The sequence below is a fragment of the Geotalea toluenoxydans JCM 15764 genome (genome assembly GCF_001311985.1).
GTDB lineage: Bacteria > Desulfobacterota > Desulfuromonadia > Geobacterales > Geobacteraceae > Geotalea > Geotalea toluenoxydans.
The window spans coordinates 1-14713 of the sequence record NZ_BBCJ01000024.1 but is presented as its reverse complement, the minus strand read 5'-3'; the positions used below and the strand labels follow the sequence as shown (position 1 = coordinate 14713).

18 protein-coding genes and 1 pseudogene are annotated in these 14713 nt (G+C 54.7%); 16 read left to right on the top strand and 3 right to left on the bottom strand.

Translation table 11 applies throughout. The features are described 5' to 3' along the window. Window positions 1-108 precede the first annotated feature (108 nt). The 7 genes from JCM15764_RS28615 to JCM15764_RS15020 all read left to right on the top strand — a co-directional run bounded on the left by JCM15764_RS28615 (window position 109) and on the right by JCM15764_RS15020 (window position 4892). Window positions 109-594, top strand: coding sequence for a hypothetical protein (locus JCM15764_RS28615; RefSeq protein WP_369412348.1), 486 nt, complete (start codon window positions 109-111; stop codon window positions 592-594). Next, a complete protein-coding gene (locus tag JCM15764_RS28610) occupies window positions 579-1061 on the top strand; it encodes a hypothetical protein (protein WP_369412347.1) in 483 nt (160 codons plus the stop codon). The genes JCM15764_RS28615 and JCM15764_RS28610 overlap by 16 nt, the downstream gene beginning before the upstream one ends. Continuing rightward, window positions 1055-1444, top strand: coding sequence for a DUF948 domain-containing protein (locus JCM15764_RS15040; protein ID WP_054697165.1), 390 nt, complete (start codon window positions 1055-1057; stop codon window positions 1442-1444). Before JCM15764_RS28610 ends, JCM15764_RS15040 begins: the two co-directional genes overlap by 7 nt. A gap of 4 nt (window positions 1445-1448) precedes the next feature. Beyond that, window positions 1449-1763, top strand: a complete 315-nt coding sequence (locus JCM15764_RS15035; protein WP_012645919.1) for a YtxH domain-containing protein — start codon at window positions 1449-1451, stop codon at window positions 1761-1763. Between the two features lie 77 nt (window positions 1764-1840). Continuing rightward, window positions 1841-3163 carry a YihY/virulence factor BrkB family protein gene (locus JCM15764_RS15030; RefSeq protein WP_054697161.1) on the top strand — a complete coding sequence of 441 codons (1323 nt, stop codon included), beginning with the start codon at window positions 1841-1843 and terminating at the stop codon, window positions 3161-3163. 123 nt (window positions 3164-3286) lie between these two features. After that, window positions 3287-4642, top strand: coding sequence for a penicillin-binding transpeptidase domain-containing protein (locus JCM15764_RS15025; RefSeq protein WP_054697158.1), 1356 nt, complete (start codon window positions 3287-3289; stop codon window positions 4640-4642). Between the two features lie 19 nt (window positions 4643-4661). After that, window positions 4662-4892: a hypothetical protein gene (locus JCM15764_RS15020; RefSeq protein WP_054697154.1), complete on the top strand. Its 231-nt coding sequence runs from the start codon at window positions 4662-4664 to the stop codon at window positions 4890-4892. Window positions 4893-4899: 7 nt separating this feature from the next. Here the strand turns inward: JCM15764_RS15020 and JCM15764_RS15015 are convergent, their stop codons facing one another. Next, window positions 4900-5433 (bottom strand): UDP-2,3-diacylglucosamine diphosphatase, encoded by a 534-nt coding sequence (locus JCM15764_RS15015; protein ID WP_369412346.1) that lies wholly within the window; start codon window positions 5431-5433, stop codon window positions 4900-4902. A gap of 274 nt (window positions 5434-5707) precedes the next feature. Here JCM15764_RS15015 and JCM15764_RS15010 point away from each other — a divergent pair, with 274 nt between their 5' ends. From JCM15764_RS15010 to plsY, 9 genes and pseudogenes are all read left to right on the top strand, one after another. Beyond that, on the top strand, window positions 5708-6145 hold the full coding sequence (locus JCM15764_RS15010) for a UPF0158 family protein (RefSeq protein WP_054697151.1): 438 nt from the start codon (window positions 5708-5710) through the stop codon (window positions 6143-6145). Window positions 6146-6169: 24 nt separating this feature from the next. Next, window positions 6170-7216 (top strand): AI-2E family transporter, encoded by a 1047-nt coding sequence (locus JCM15764_RS15005; RefSeq protein ID WP_054697148.1) that lies wholly within the window; start codon window positions 6170-6172, stop codon window positions 7214-7216. A gap of 49 nt (window positions 7217-7265) precedes the next feature. Then, complete coding sequence (locus JCM15764_RS26990; RefSeq protein WP_279384477.1) at window positions 7266-7526, top strand: AI-2E family transporter; 261 nt, start codon at window positions 7266-7268, stop codon at window positions 7524-7526. After that, the gene (locus JCM15764_RS15000; protein WP_279384476.1) at window positions 7520-8263 is read left to right on the top strand and encodes an AI-2E family transporter; all 744 of its coding nucleotides are present in this window, start codon (window positions 7520-7522) and stop codon (window positions 8261-8263) included. Before JCM15764_RS26990 ends, JCM15764_RS15000 begins: the two co-directional genes overlap by 7 nt. Beyond that, on the top strand, window positions 8260-10650 hold the full coding sequence (locus JCM15764_RS14995) for a heavy metal translocating P-type ATPase (RefSeq protein ID WP_054697145.1): 2391 nt from the start codon (window positions 8260-8262) through the stop codon (window positions 10648-10650). Before JCM15764_RS15000 ends, JCM15764_RS14995 begins: the two co-directional genes overlap by 4 nt. A gap of 19 nt (window positions 10651-10669) precedes the next feature. Continuing rightward, window positions 10670-11296 (top strand): LysE family translocator, encoded by a 627-nt coding sequence (locus tag JCM15764_RS14990; protein ID WP_054697142.1) that lies wholly within the window; start codon window positions 10670-10672, stop codon window positions 11294-11296. Next, window positions 11293-11805: a rhodanese-like domain-containing protein gene (locus JCM15764_RS14985; RefSeq protein ID WP_054697139.1), complete on the top strand. Its 513-nt coding sequence runs from the start codon at window positions 11293-11295 to the stop codon at window positions 11803-11805. Before JCM15764_RS14990 ends, JCM15764_RS14985 begins: the two co-directional genes overlap by 4 nt. Next, on the top strand, window positions 11802-12239 hold the full coding sequence (locus tag JCM15764_RS14980; RefSeq protein WP_054697136.1) for a MauE/DoxX family redox-associated membrane protein: 438 nt from the start codon (window positions 11802-11804) through the stop codon (window positions 12237-12239). Before JCM15764_RS14985 ends, JCM15764_RS14980 begins: the two co-directional genes overlap by 4 nt. Before the next feature lie 70 nt (window positions 12240-12309). Continuing rightward, window positions 12310-12892: pseudogene (gene plsY / locus JCM15764_RS14975) on the top strand (glycerol-3-phosphate 1-O-acyltransferase PlsY). A 17-nt stretch (window positions 12893-12909) separates the two neighbouring features. Here plsY and JCM15764_RS14970 read toward each other — a convergent pair. After that, complete coding sequence (locus JCM15764_RS14970) at window positions 12910-13926, bottom strand: PilZ-like domain-containing protein (protein ID WP_054697133.1); 1017 nt, start codon at window positions 13924-13926, stop codon at window positions 12910-12912. Between the two features lie 149 nt (window positions 13927-14075). After that, window positions 14076-14713, bottom strand: a 638-nt coding sequence (locus JCM15764_RS14965) for a hypothetical protein (RefSeq protein WP_243689111.1), incomplete at its 5' end; no start/stop codon positions are given.

Genomic DNA, 14713 nt, shown 5'->3' with positions numbered 1-14713 from the left:
GGGATTATCCGCTTCAAATGAAAAAATAAGGAGGAGGCAATGAAAGTAGTAAATAGTAGATGTTTAACTGCAGTATTCGCATTACTTGCAATTTTGTCCTTTGCAGGTATGGCGTGCGCTGCCCAGGAACAGGTAAAGGCGACTCTCACCAGTTCAGACTGCGTTAAATGCCATAGCAAGGCTCCGGCCGATATCGCAGCTAACGGTATGGCACACAAAACAAACGTCACCTGTCAGGACTGTCACGTGGGGCACCCACCGACCGTGAAAAAAATCATTCCTGCCTGCAGCCAGTGTCACGAGGGCAAACCCCACTTCTCGCTCAGCGGATGCCTTTCCTGCCACTCGAATCCGCATACGCCAAAGGTAATCAAGTTCGGCAACAATGTGACCGATCCTTGTCTCACCTGCCATACACCGCAAATTGAAAAACTGCGCAAGAACAAGAGCAAGCACAGCGCTCTGGCATGTTCTTTCTGCCACAATGTTCACGGGAAAATTCCCGATTGCACCAGTGCCATAAGCCGCACTCCAAGGAAATGGTGCAGGCCGATTGCAAGAAGTGTCACCAGGCCCATATGCCGCTGGTCGTAACCTATGGCGCCGAGACCCAGTCCAAACTCTGCGCTTCCTGCCACAAGAAAGCTTACGACCTGCTGATGGCCAGCACCGCCAAGCACAAATCGGTCCTTTGCGTCACCTGCCACCAGTCGAAACACAAAATGGTACCCAAATGCCAGGATTGCCATGGTTTACCGCATCCTGCGGGCATGATGGCCAAATTCCCGAAATGCAGCCAGTGCCACAACATCGCCCACGACCTGAACCACTGGTCTGCTGACACAACTCCTGAAGGCGCTGCACAGGGAGCAAAAAAAAGCCGCTGCTCCCAAGAAAAAATAGAGCTATCAACTACTGTAGCTCCATGTTGTGACAATAAAAGGCCGGCTGATCAAGCCGGCCTTTTTTCTTCTCAAACTTCAGCACCAAATCAGTTGAAAATACTAATTTTTGCACTATACTTGAGACATTTTTACCGGGAAGGAGTTCGTAAATGGTAGTCATCGGCATTTCTGTGACAATAATGGCAATAACACTGGTCGTACTTGCCTGTTTTATGATCCCGGCGTTCGTTGAAATCAGAAAAACAGCCGTTGCCTCACGTGAATTTCTGGCCTGCGTGGAAAAAGATATAAAGCCGGTTTTGCAAAATCTGCAGGATACTTTGACAGATCTGAAAATCATTACTGAAGAAGCATCAAGCAAGATAGAGGATGTGGGCCTTTTCATGGAAGAGCTGGGCAATGCCGGCCGTACCATGCGCACCGTCAATAGTGTGGTCGGCGGAGTAACCGGTCTCATGGGCAAAACCTCTTTGTGGATGACCGGGGCAAAGGTTGCTGGAAAAATCTTAGTTGATCAGATCATAAAAAAAAGGGGGTAATGCTATGTCCGATGAAGAAAATGGTTTGAGTGCGGGAACGGTAATCCTTTCATTCCTGGCTGGAGCAGCAGTTGGCGCAGGGGTGGCATTGCTGGTGGCCCCGAAAACAGGCGAGGAATTAAGGGCGACAATCAGAGATCTGGCCGATGATGCGGTGGACAAGATCAAGGAGTATGCCTCTGAAGCCCAGGACAAGATCAGATCCTCCTATGAAGAAGGCAAGGATATGATCATGGAGAAGAAATCCATTCTATCTTCGGCAATAGAAGCTGGAAAAGATGCCATGGAGCGGGAAAAAGAAAAATACAAGGAAGTTTAAAACCTGCATCTCAACGAGAACCCACTGCCAGCAGTGGGTTTTTTGTTTCGAAATCGGTTCGAGGGTGACAGCACAAGATGAAAAACGCTGCCGACATCATATCATTCTTCACCAAAGATCTTTGGGACCTGAATCCCGATGCCTATGGCGGCATTAAGCGCTATTGGGTTAAATATTTGCAGATAATGGCCCTGGTGGTCAAAAATTTCTGGGATGACAATTGCCTGTTGCGTGCCTCTGCCCTTTCCTTCACCACGATATTGTCCATAGTACCTTTTTTTGCCCTTACCTTTGCCGTCCTCAAGGGTTTCGACGTTCAGAACAAAGTGGAACCTTACATACTCGAACAGGTGACGGCCGGCTCGGAAGAGCTGGTGGACAAGATCGTCACCTACATCAACAACACCAACATGACCTCCATGGGAACGATCGGCCTTGCCACCCTGGTGGTAACGGCCATAACCCTGCTCGGCAACATTGAGGAAGCTTTCAATGTCATCTGGGGGGTCAAGGGAACCAGGAGCCTGCGGCGAAAGTTCAGCGACTACCTGAGCGTGCTCCTCAGCGGGCCGCTCCTCATGCTGGCGGCAATCAGCGTGACCACCACCCTGCAAAGCCAATCCGTGGTGCGCTGGCTGCTCCAGACCAGCTACCTGGGGGATGTACTGCTGTTCTCTTTCCGTCTCATACCCTATATCAGCGTCTGGCTGGCCCTTTTCTTCCTTTATATATTAATTCCCAATACAAGAGTCAAAGCCAAATCGGCTTTGATCGGCGGAGTCCTGGCCGGCACTGTTTGGCAGGCGGCCCAGTGGGGATATTTGTATTTCCAGGTCGGCGTTGGCAAGTACAATGCCATATATGGCACGTTGGCCCTGCTCCCGATTTTCATGGTCTGGATCTATACCAGCTGGGTGATCGTCCTCTTCGGTGTCGAAGTGGTAGCCGCCCACCAGAATATCAAGACCTTCCGCCACGAGTTTCGCACCCAGCAAATCAGTCCTGCCATGATGGATCTGCTCGCCCTGTCCATACTCCAGGAAGTGGCCACCGCTTTCCATCTCGGCAGCCCACCACTGACCAAAGAGCGCCTGGCCGAATCCCTGGACGTACCGGTCAGGCTGGTGAGGGAACTCCTTATCCAGCTGACCGATTCGGGATACCTGATAAGATCCGCCGGTGAGCTGTCCTCCTACTACCCCGCCAGGGAGCTTGAGCAAATCCCTGTCAATGATGTACTGGCATCACTCAGAGGTTATGGCGATCGTGATTGGATTGAAAAGGTTGCCAGACAGGAAGAGCTGTCCCATGAGATACTGATCCGTGCCAATAATGCAGCTGACGCGGCACTTGCCGGCTTGACCATGAAAGACCTGATCTCTACCCGGAAGATAAGCTGAATGCCTAATGTATTTTAACCCAATCGCGCCAGCCGCGCCGTTGACAAATATGGGTTGATTGAATATAGTGGCTGGATTGTCAAACACCTTCTAAAACCTAAAACTGATTCTCAAAAAGCGGCCATGCAAGATCTAAAACACCTATCGAAAAAAAAGCGATTACATCGCCTCAACCTGCGCAAACAACAAGACACCCCTGCATCCGATTTATCCGCTGCCATCAAGGAACCTCCAGCAGAAAAAAAGAGGCTGCGGCTGGCACTGCCGATTATCGCCCTGCTCCTTGCCAGCTACCCGATTTTCAACCTGCTCATCTCGGCGAAAACGGCTCTATCAAGTGTTAGCAAAGGCAGCATGGAAGCAGCTAAAAAGCCGGATATCTACAAGGAGCTTGATAACTGGCGGTCTTTCCAGCTGGCGGCAGACATGCTTCCTTCATCGAGCCTGACAAATGACCATCTCAGCGCCGCCTTGCCCGACGGGGGCACTGTCGTCTATGCCATCGATGAACCATTGCAAAGACGTATCACCAGGCTGATGGAAGATTTTAAGGTGCCCTACGGCGCTTTTGTCGCCATTGAGCCGAAGACTGGCAAAATCCTGGCATTGGCAAGCCACTCCAGCATTAATCCCACCTGGGAAAAAAATTCCTGCTTCAATCTCTATCCCATGGCCTCACTTTTCAAGATAATCACGGCTACCGCAGCCCTGGAGCAGAAAAAAGTCTCGCCGGATACCGTCTTCGCCTTCAACGGCAGACTTACCTCTGAGAACCCCAAATATTGGTATGTAAAGGCGCACGGCAAAAACCAGGAACTGCCTTTGTCCATCGCCATGGGTAAATCGGTAAATCCGGTATTCGGCAGGCTGGCCAGCGATGTGGTCGGCAAAGACTCCCTGATCTCCTGTGCTGAACGCTTCGGATTCAACCAGCTGCTTTTCCCCGGCACACCGGTAATTCCCAGCAGGGCAGCTATACCACAGACGGATAGTGAGCTGAAACTTATGGGTGCAGGCCTCGGTCGAGAGGTAAAGATTTCTCCCCTTCATGCCGCAGCAGTAATGGCGGCCATTGCCAATGGCGGCATCATGATGGCTCCTTCGTTGGTGGAAGAGGTGAAGAACCCACAGGGAAATGCTGTTTTCAGCCACAAGCCCGAGCAGCTGAAGCGTCTGGTAGCACCTGAAGTAACCGGCCAGCTGGCCCGCATGTTATCAACCACCGTCAACAGCGGCACCTCCCGCCGGGCCTTCCATGACAGGCGCGGCCGGCCGATGCTGGCCTCGATCAACATTGCTGCCAAAACCGGTTCAATTAACGGCAATGATCCTGCCGGTCACTACAGCTGGTTCGCAGCCTATGCTCCCATCGAAGATCCCCAGATTGCCCTGGTTGCCTTGGTCATAAACCAGAACAAGTGGCGGATCAAAGCCTCAAACGTGGGAGAGAAGGCGCTGGAAGCGTTTTTCAAGAGGTAGGCTGGGACGGGGTAAATCAGTGGAATGTTTAAGATGCGGTACTTGCTGTGTTGCGCCTGACATAAGCTCGCTGAAAAAACCGTTGGCCACCCGCTGTATCCACCTCGATACCGACCAGCGCTGCAGCCGCTATGAGACTCGTCCTGTAGTGTGCCGCAGCTACCGCTCCGATGATATCTGCCGGTTGATAGATGCTCCCGACCTGGAAGAACGGGTAAAAAATTATCTGCGGCTGTTCGGTCTTGCTTGAAGGGACTTCAACTGAAGACCCTCAGGGACAGGTGGCCATCCACCAATTCGGCATAGGAATACTGGTTGATCCAGTCCCCCAGGGAGAGGAGAATACCGTCATCATCCGAACCGGATCTTTCAATGAACGGCATATGAAAATGGCCGCATATGACGGTATCGCAGCCCCGCTTGAACTGGTGACGGGCAAAGCGCCTGATGATAGCTGGATAATCCCATCTCAACCTGCGACTGCCATGCTTCCTGCTGCTTTGCCGCGACATGCGTTCGGCAATGAAGGAAGTGAGTGCAACAGGCGCCAGTAGAATCATTAATTTGCTGACGTGGCTGTGTAATACGGCTCGGAGCAGAGTATAGCCATAGTCCCGGTGGTTGATCTGATCGCCATGGCAGAGAAAGACCCTCTTCCCGTCAATATTGATGATGGCAGGTCCGGGATGGACCTCTGCCTGCAGTGTTTCGGTAAAATACGGGCCCATGTGAAAGTCATGGTTCCCCTCGAAGTAGACGATGCGCGTTCCAAGCTGCGCCAGCCGGAGCAACTGCTCCAACACCGGCTGATAATGGGGAAAAGCGGTATGTGGCTGCCGATCCAGAATTCGAAGAGGTCGCCAAGAATATAAAGGGTTTCGGTATTGCCCTCAAGGTTGAAAGGAAACGAAGCAGCATCCGATAGTTGTCGTCGGCTTCGTTTCTCAGGTGGGCATCGGCGATGAATATTCTGCGCATGCCGGCACTATATATGAAGAAAGGCCTGCGGTAAAGGGTAAGGTTCCATTGCCATGCCGGATACCGGACCGTCTTCGAGGAGTCCAGATGGGCGTTATGCGGGATATGGAAATCGTTTGGGATGATCTGCTCGATGCATTTGAAAATCCCGACCCTGAAATGATCTATTTCCTGGACCGGCAGACAGGAGAAGTGTTCTATGTCCCTGCCGACTACGAGGACGACGCATTCTGGGATGAGATCGACGCAGACCAGGAGCGCTATCTGGCCATCCCCTACTTCGATTATGATCAGGAAAGGCTGCTGCTCCACGAATTCATCAAGGGCGTGGCCAACGAAAAGCTGAAGACGGTTCTCAACAGGACGTTCATCGGCAAGAGCCCATACGGCCGCCTTGACGAGATCCTTTCCTTTTACCCCGAAGAACTGGAACGGCTGGCCTCGATCAAGGAACAATTACTGGCGACCAGGGTCGGGCAATGGCTTGAAGAACACGATATATACCCGTCCGCAGAGCCTCTGTAAAAAAGGTCGCCATTGAAGGAACCCATGTCTCCACAACGGTCAGTTTCCAGCAGAGCTGTAACAGCCATCCTGATAACCGCGGCCATCGTTGCCGCAGGATATGCCCTTCGCCACACCGTGTCCTGCTTTCTCCTCTCCTTTATCATCGCCTATCTGCTCGATCCGGCGGTAGTTGCCCTGGAACGAAGACGAATACCCCGCACCTACGGCATCATCATCCTATACCTGACGCTCGCCCTCATTTCCGTCTTCAGCATCATCTATATTCTCCCATTTACCACTCTTGCCTGGGAATCACTGCTCAGGGATCTGCCCGGTTATGTACAGAAGGGAAAGGACCTGATCCTTGGTGGCAAGGGTGAACTGCAACCTGCCTTCGGCAATGAGGAGTGGCACTGGCTAATGGACACCATCTGGACCAACATGGACAAGCTCTATGAAAAGCTCAGCGCCGGGGTCTACGCTGCCGCAGCCAATGTGGTTTTCAATCTGTTCAACCTGATCCTTTCGCCGATCCTGGTCTTTTTCATGCTCTATTACAAGCATCAGATCATCGACGAATGTGTCAGCTGGCTCCCTGTTGAGCGTAGCGAAACCATACGCGCCATCGGCCGGGAAATAAATGCCAGTGTCGGCGGCTATATCAGAGGCCAGCTGATAGTCTCGGTCATCGTCGCCGTCCTTTCCACCATCGCCCTCTTTCTGCTCGGTATCGACTATGCCATTCTGAACGGCATCTTTGCCGGCCTCGCCTCGATCCTGCCGTTCATCGGTGTGATCCTGGCCACCCTGCCCCCCCTCTTTTTCGCCTATGTGGAATTCCAGAGCGGGGTAGTGCTCATCAAGGTTGCGGCATCGTTTGCCGTCATCTACTTCCTGGAAGGTTACGTGGTCAAGCCGCTGGTGTTCCAGGAATCCATGGATCTGAACCCGCTTCTTACCATCATTGTCGTCATGGCCTTTGGTGAACTGCTCGGTTTCTGGGGAATCATCCTCGCCATCCCCCTAGCCGCCGCCTTCAAGATCGTTTCCGCACAAATCCGCCGCGACAGTTTTGCCAGGGAACCGTGATGCCATGAGGGAGACGCCGGAAAGAAAAAGTTTTCTGTCGCATGTTCTCGTGGCGTCGCTGGCACTGTTGCTTCTTTCAGGGTATTTCATTCATCATACCCTGTCCGCCCTGCTCACCTCGCTGGTACTCGCCTATCTGCTGAACCCGCTCCTCAAATACCTGGAGCGAAAAGGACTCGGCAGACTACCGGCACTTGGCATCCTCTATGTGGCTCTGGCAGTCATTCTGACCGTCTCGTTCTTCATTCTGGTCCCCTATCTTGGCCATCAGCTGCAAACGCTCAAGGATACCATCCGTACTACGTGCTGAACCTGAAAGGCGAGCTGACTCAGTGGCAGTTTCAGCTGTCCCCCTACTACAGCGGTGAAGAAGGCATCTGGCTTCTGCAAAGGGGCAAGGAATCCTTTGACCGGATGACGCAGGCGCTTTCCGGCCTGGGTTACAACCGCCTCACCGCCATATTTTACGGCATTTTCAATCTGATCCTGGCCCCGATCCTGATTTTCTTCATGCTGCTTTACAAACAGATGTGCAAGGACATGGTCAAAAGGTTGATTCCGCTGGGGCACCGTCGGCAGATGATTGACCTGGGCAGGAGGATCAATAGCTCCCTGGAGCGTTTCATCCTCGGCATGGCCATTGACTGCACCCTGGTTGCAATCCTCACCGCCTTTGCCCTGTGGATGCTGGACATCCAGTTCGCCGTGCTCAACGGGCTTTTAGCCGGTTTTGCCTCCGTTGTGCCCATTTTAGGCGTGACTATTGCCGTTATCCCCCCGTTGCTCATCGGCTATGCCCAGACTGGAGACATTTCCGTCATCGCCAAGGTCTGCCTGCTCTACTTCATCATCAACGTCATTATCGAAGGTAACCTGATCAAGCCGCTGGTCATGAGGCACACCCTGCGTCTCAATCCCCTGGTCGTAATTTTCGCCGTTATGGCCATGGGGGAACTGATGGGATTCTGGGGTATCGTGCTGGCCATACCGCTGGCGGCAGTGATGAAAATCTGCGCCGGCGAATTCAGGAACAGGGGGACAGCATGACCAAAAGCAGATTCAGGATATCCGGCATGTCCTGTGTCAATTGCGCTGCCAGGATAGAAAAAGGGATCAATGAAACGGCCGGAGTGGACAGCGCCGCCGTCAATTTCCCGCTGGAAGAACTGACCGTAGAGCATGACCCGAAACAACTTTCTGCTGAAGCCATCGCAGCAAAGGTCAAGGAACTGGGCTATACTGCTCGGCCGCTCGGCGCTGCCGGGGAGCTTCGCTTCGGCGTCAGGGGCCTCCATTGCGCCTCCTGTGTCGCCACACTGGAGAAGAAACTCCTCTCCCTTGCCGGCATTTCCCATGCCACGGTCAACCTGGCCCAGCAATCGGCCTGGGTCAAATATGATCCGGGGATGCTGGTACGCGCCGACATCTACAATCAGGTACGAGAGGCCGGTTACGAACCTGTGGAAGAAGAGGATGCATCGGCAGAGCAGCAGAAAGACCTGACCCGGCAGCGGAACCTGTTCATCTTCAGCCTGCTCGCTTCCCTGCCGATCATGTTCACCATGACCTGGCACCACAATCCGCTCATCGGCTGGCTGAACCTGTTGCTGGCCAGTGCGGTGCAGTTTACCGCCGGCCTTACCTTTTACACAGGCGCCTTTCATGCCCTGAAGAATAAAAGCGCCAATATGGATGTGTTGGTGGCGCTTGGCACCTCCGCTGCCTATTTCTATTCCCTGTTCGCTTTTTTCGGCGCCTTCGGCGCCCATGGCGAAATATTCTTCGAAACCTCGGCCATGCTCATCGCCTTCATCCGCCTGGGCAAATACCTGGAAGCACGGGCGCGGGGCAAGGCGGGAGAAGCATTGAAGAAACTGCTCCGCCTCCAGGCCGACAAGGCAAGGCTGTTGGTGGATGGAGAGGAGCGCGAGGTGGCTGCCTCCACCATCCGGGTAGGAGACACGCTGCTGGTTCGTCCGGGCGAAACGATAGCCGTAGATGGCGTGGTGGTGACAGGTCAATCGAGCGTCGATGAATCAATGGTCAGCGGCGAATCGCTACCGGTGGAAAAGAGCCCGGGCCAACCGGTCACCGGCGCCACCGTCAACGGTCGCGGCCCCCTTACCATCAAAGCCACACGGGTCGGCGAAGACACCCTCCTTGCCCAGATCGTCCGGATGGTCCAGGAGGCCCAGGCCGACAAGGCCCCGATCCAGAGATTTGCCGACCGCATCTCTGCCGTTTTCGTGCCGGTGGTGCTGGTTCTGGCCCTTCTCACCTTCCTCGGCTGGTACCTTTTCACCGACGAAGCTTTCCTCTTCGCCTTCAAACTGGCCATCGCCGTCGTCGTCATTGCCTGCCCCTGCGCCATGGGACTTGCCACGCCAACCGCGATCATGGTCGGCAGCGGTGTCGGGCTCAACCGTGGCATCCTCATCAAGCGCGGCTCGGTCCTGGAAAACATCTCCCGAATCCAGGCACTGCTCCTGGACAAGACCGGCACCCTGACCCGCGGCAAACCCGAACTCACCGACCTTGTCCCCGCCCCCGCCGTCAATGAGGACAGGCTGCTGGAGCACCTGATGGCAGCCGAATCCCTCTCCACCCACCCACTGGCACAGGCGGCCATGGAATACGGCAAGGCAAAGGGGATCGCGCCTCAAGTTGTAACAGACTACCAGGAGCGGGGTGGTTTCGGTATCTCCTGCACCTATAATGGATCAACGCTGCTGGCAGGAAATGAACGACTTTTGGCAGAAGGGGCAATAGCCACGGAATTACTGGACAACGCTGCCGCACAGCTGGCAGCTGAGGGAAAATCCCTGATCTTTGTGGCGCTTGGAGACCGGCTGATCGGTGTCGCCGCCTTTGCCGATCGCCTCAAGGAAACCTCCACCGCTGCCGTCAGGGAACTGAAACAGATGGGGATCGCCACTTTCATGATTACCGGCGACCACCGGGACGTGGCCGCTGCCGTCTCCCGCCTGGCCGGCGTCGACGGTTTCGAGGCAGAGGTTCTCCCCGACCGGAAACAGCAGGTGGTCAAGGAATACCAGGCAAAAGGTCTCTATGTGGGAATGGTAGGTGACGGCATCAACGATGCCCCGGCCCTGGCCCAGGCCGATATAGGCATCGCCATCGGCGGCGGCACCGACGTTGCCAAGGAGACCGGCGATGTCATCCTGGTCAGGGACGACCTGCTGGATGTGGTCCGCGCCATAAAACTGGGCAGGGGAACGCTGGCCAAGGTGAAACAGAATCTTTTCTGGGCGCTGTTTTACAATGTGCTGGGAATACCCGTTGCCGCCGGCCTGCTTTACTACCCGTTGCACGTCACCCTGAAACCGGAATTTGCCGGTCTGGCCATGGCCTTCTCCTCGGTGTCCGTTGTCACCAACTCGATCCTGCTGAAAAGGATCAACCACAAGCTATGATTTGCAAAAAGGCACTTACATGACGAATATCTTCCTGTTTCTCACGGCATCCATACTCCTCACCCTGGCCCCAGGCCCCGATAACATCTATATCCTCACCAGGGGCATAGCACAGGGGAGGAATGCCGCACTGGCCGCAGCTTTCGGCTTCACCACCGGGCTCATTGGCCATACCATGGTGGTGGCTTTCGGCCTGGCAGCGGTAATCCGCTCTTCCGACCTCCTCTTTGGCGTGATCAAGTTTGCCGGGGCCGGCTACCTGCTTTACTTGGGATACCGCACCCTGCGCAACCGGGAACCGCTCATTGCCACCGATACCACTGATCAGTCTCTCGGTCTGCGCCGAGTGTACTACCAGAGCGTCCTCGCCAATCTGCTCAACCCGAAGGTCTCCCTGTTCTTTCTTTCATTCCTCCCCCAGTTCATTCAACCGACGCTGGGGCACGGGGAACTCCAGGCATTGGCCCTGGGAGGCCTGTTCATGCTGGAGACGCTGGTTATCTTCTGCCTGATCGCACTCTGCTCCGGGAGTCTCGGCAGCTGGCTGAGGAAGCGGCCTGCGGTTAGCCGCCACCTGAACAGTGCCGCCGGAGTCACTTTTATCGGTATCGGCCTCAGTCTGGCCTTTTCGGAGCGCAACGCATGATCCACATCAAAGAGAAAATTCAGCTTTTCGGTGAGATGGCCATCATCTTCATCCTGGCTTCAACCATCGGCATCACCTGGAATCACCAGCTTCTCCGGGACGTGCTGGCAGGAAAGCCTGTGCAAAGTGCAGGGACAAGCGAAACATCACCTCAGCCAACAGCGGCCACCACCCCGCTTCCCTTGGGGCTGCAGCAGACAAAGGAGCTGTATGACCGAAGGGAAGCGACCCTTGTCGATGCCAGAGACAAGACTGACTTCGCCGCCGGCCATATCAAGGGGGCACTGTCGCTGCCCCTGGGGGACTTCGACGCGAGCCTGGCCCGTTTCAAGGGTCAGGTAAAACCCGATGCCACCCTGATCGTCTACTGCAACGGCTTTGACTGCCATGACAGCATGGACCTGGGCAACAGGCTGATCAAAGCCGGTTATGGAAATGTCTATGTCTTTCTCGGAGGATTTCCCGAATGGAAGGACGCAGGCTACGCTGTCGAAGGGGGTAAACCATGAACCTGATGGGCAGACATATGGTAAGCATCATACGGGTTGCGCTCGGCACCGTCTTCGTCTATGCGGGCGCACTCAAGGCTGACGACATCGTCGCCTTTGCCGGCAATATCGCCGCCTATCAACTGCTCCCCTACTGGGCAAACTATTTGGCAGCAGCCATTCTTCCCTGGCTGGAGATCTGCTGCGGGCTGCTGCTCATCATCGGCTGGCGGCTCAGGGCCGCCTCGGCACTGGTCATCCTCCTCAACGTCGTCTTCATCATCGCCCTGTCAGCGGCTCTGGTCAGGGGGCTTGATATCGACTGCGGCTGCTTCAAGCAAGGCGGAGGGGATAAAACATCCGCCTGGCAGGCACTGCTGCGGGATGTGGTTTTATTGGCGGCGGCAATCGTCGTTTATTTAAAAGCCAAACTGGAACGGCAGCGTCCTGCATGACCCCACCCCTTGCACCATCCGGAGAAATCAGCTAAAATGCGCAGTCCTCATTAAACCCAGGAGTTTATACGTGACCAGCGAAATAATGCTCATCATGGGCGCCTATCTTTTAGGATCGATCCCTACAGGGCTGCTTCTTGCCAAGCAGCCGGCGTCGACATCCGTACAACCGGCAGCGGCAACATCGGCGCTACAAACGTGTACCGTACCCTTGGCCGCAGAGTCGGCATCATGACCCTCATCGGCGATTGCCTGAAAGGACTTATCCCGGTGCTCATCGCCCGCCATCTGCAGCTTCCGGAGATTTGGGTTGCGGCAACGGGTCTGGCCGCATTTCTTGGTCATGTCTACACCCTTTTCCTCCGCTTCAAGGGAGGAAAAGGGGTCGCCACCGCCCTCGGCGTCTTCATCGGCATATCCCCCCTTTCAGTACTTGCAGCCCTGGCCATCTTCGTCTTTACCCTGATCAAATGGCGTTACGTCTCCCTTGCCTCCATCACGGCCGCAGCCGCCATACCTTTTCTTGTCGCCCTTATTGAAAAAAAGGGCTGCTAATCACCATGTCAGTGATAATAGCAGCCCTGGTTGTCTTTAAACACCGGGAAAACATCCGGCGGTTGAGAAGCGGCACGGAAAACGTCTTCAAACGATAGACCCTACCAGTTCCCCATTAATATTCCTTCCGATACTTCTTGAGGGACTTTTCATAGATGGACTTGATTTCGTTGGTATTGCCACGCTCTCGGTAAGTCAGGAGCAGCTTGCCGATCCACAGGCATACTGCAACCACTAACAGCACATAAAGGGTGCGCAGCAAGATCCGCTCCCAATCAATATCTTGTCGTTTTTCTGCCTTATCGTATGGAGACTGAAACGGGCGATTCTCGCTCATTTCCCTCAGCCGGATCAGCTGCATCTGGGAAATGTAGCGGAAGACATCATCCCGGTCCCGCTCCTCCAGCCGAATGAACTTAAAACCGGTGCGATAATAGACCGTGCTGTTTTCGGACGTTTCAACGGGATCAAGCACATAGGCGACCTCGGCCACTGTGTGAATGGTACGTGGCGGTGACAGCGGCAGGTACAGCTCCATGTGCAGAAGGCTTTCCGGTTTCAGTCTTTTGTCCAGCTTAAACCCCATCCCCCCTCCGCCAAGGACGACAGGGATGTTGCGGCTGTCGTGCCAGATGTGTGGTGGGTGGTTAGCCTGGTGTTCTGCCTGTCGGGCAGCTACGGAAAAATCATCATAGCCTTGCAGCTTCATCAGCTCCAGTTCACGCCAATTCTGCCACTCCGCCTCAACCTCTTCCCGAATACGCAGATCCGGGTCAGTAAAGCGAAAATTGAAGGTACACTCCAAGCGGAAAAACTGCCGCCGCTCCTTCAGGGTCAACAACCCGAACAGCCTGATGCGCAGGTTCCGCTCCCCCTGACGTTCGGTGACGATGCTGGTGCAGGTATAAATCTGCTGATCTATGCGGACGCTGGCGTCAAGGATGGAACTGACATTGACCTTGACATTGGCGGGGAGATAGTCGCGGGAGAGCTGAACAAGGATGGTGTCTTCCTGGTAGTCCTTGATGATGGCCCAGTCACGGAAAATGTCGCCACTTGGCTGCGGAATGCCGATCTCAATGCGCAAACCCTTGTGAAAGAAGGGCTGATATTCGGGAAAAGTTTTGTTCATGCCCTGCTTATCGGCAGTTCGAAGGCAAAATTCAGTGATTTATCTTTATACAACGGATTAGGAGGCAGAAAAAATCTGTTGCTAAAAGTAGAGGGGCGGCTGCAGCCGAACTAGCTGCAGCGCCCCATATCCATAGTTTTGATTGCCTTCTACTGCATAACCCTGATCAGATCGACCCCTTCGAAGCCCACAGAGCCGACCTTGCCAGTTACGTGCACCGGAACTCTCTCTCCGCTCGGCAGCACCTTAATCACCTCGCTCCGCCTGAATTTCACCATCAGGTCTTTGATGCCGTCTTTGTCGCAATCGCCGATCTCGTAGGGGCGCGCCTCGGCGGCTATGGTCCCTTCAAGCCTTATGGAGGAGATGTCCGCATCGGCCGGGTCATACCCGGCAGGCAGTTCGATGCGTACCACCACCCAGGTGCCGTTGCTCTTGGGATTTAGAGTATCGGGGTCGAAGTCGATGGTGGCGCCTATGCTTGTCACGGGCAAATGCACGGAAAAGCTCGCCATGTCCGACCAGGCGCCATAGAGCCCACCGTCGGACGCCCGGGCACGCCACTGGTAAGCGGTATTGTCGACGAGCGGCGTATTAAGGGTAACGGAGGTCATTCCCGAGCCGTCCTGGGGGATGGCGGTGACTGTCGCCACCAATGTCGGGCCCGCATAGATCTCGAAGTCGTAGCTCTTTATGGAACTGTCCGGGTCTGCGGCATTGGCAATGGTCAGGGTCGGTGTCGGCGTTGTTATACTGCTTGCTTCCGCAGGCAAGGCCGGTTTAGGTG

Excerpts from the sequence above, each read along its gene's own strand:
- JCM15764_RS15035 (WP_012645919.1), top strand. The coding sequence starts at position 1,449 with ATGTCCGATGAAGAAAATGGTTTGAGTGCGGGAACGGTAATCCTTTCA.
- JCM15764_RS15040 (WP_054697165.1), top strand. The coding sequence starts at position 1,055 with ATGGTAGTCATCGGCATTTCTGTGACAATAATGGCAATAACACTGGTC.
- JCM15764_RS15010 (WP_054697151.1), top strand. The coding sequence starts at position 5,708 with ATGGGCGTTATGCGGGATATGGAAATCGTTTGGGATGATCTGCTCGAT.
- JCM15764_RS14985 (WP_054697139.1), top strand. The coding sequence starts at position 11,293 with ATGATCCACATCAAAGAGAAAATTCAGCTTTTCGGTGAGATGGCCATC.
- JCM15764_RS15005 (WP_054697148.1), top strand. The coding sequence starts at position 6,170 with ATGTCTCCACAACGGTCAGTTTCCAGCAGAGCTGTAACAGCCATCCTG.
- JCM15764_RS15030 (WP_054697161.1), top strand. The coding sequence starts at position 1,841 with ATGAAAAACGCTGCCGACATCATATCATTCTTCACCAAAGATCTTTGG.
- JCM15764_RS14970 (WP_054697133.1), bottom strand. The coding sequence starts at position 13,926 with ATGAACAAAACTTTTCCCGAATATCAGCCCTTCTTTCACAAGGGTTTG.
- JCM15764_RS14995 (WP_054697145.1), top strand. The coding sequence starts at position 8,260 with ATGACCAAAAGCAGATTCAGGATATCCGGCATGTCCTGTGTCAATTGC.
- JCM15764_RS28610 (WP_369412347.1), top strand. The coding sequence starts at position 579 with ATGCCGCTGGTCGTAACCTATGGCGCCGAGACCCAGTCCAAACTCTGC.
- JCM15764_RS15025 (WP_054697158.1), top strand. The coding sequence starts at position 3,287 with ATGCAAGATCTAAAACACCTATCGAAAAAAAAGCGATTACATCGCCTC.
- JCM15764_RS14980 (WP_054697136.1), top strand. The coding sequence starts at position 11,802 with ATGAACCTGATGGGCAGACATATGGTAAGCATCATACGGGTTGCGCTC.
- JCM15764_RS14990 (WP_054697142.1), top strand. The coding sequence starts at position 10,670 with ATGACGAATATCTTCCTGTTTCTCACGGCATCCATACTCCTCACCCTG.
- JCM15764_RS28615 (WP_369412348.1), top strand. The coding sequence starts at position 109 with ATGGCGTGCGCTGCCCAGGAACAGGTAAAGGCGACTCTCACCAGTTCA.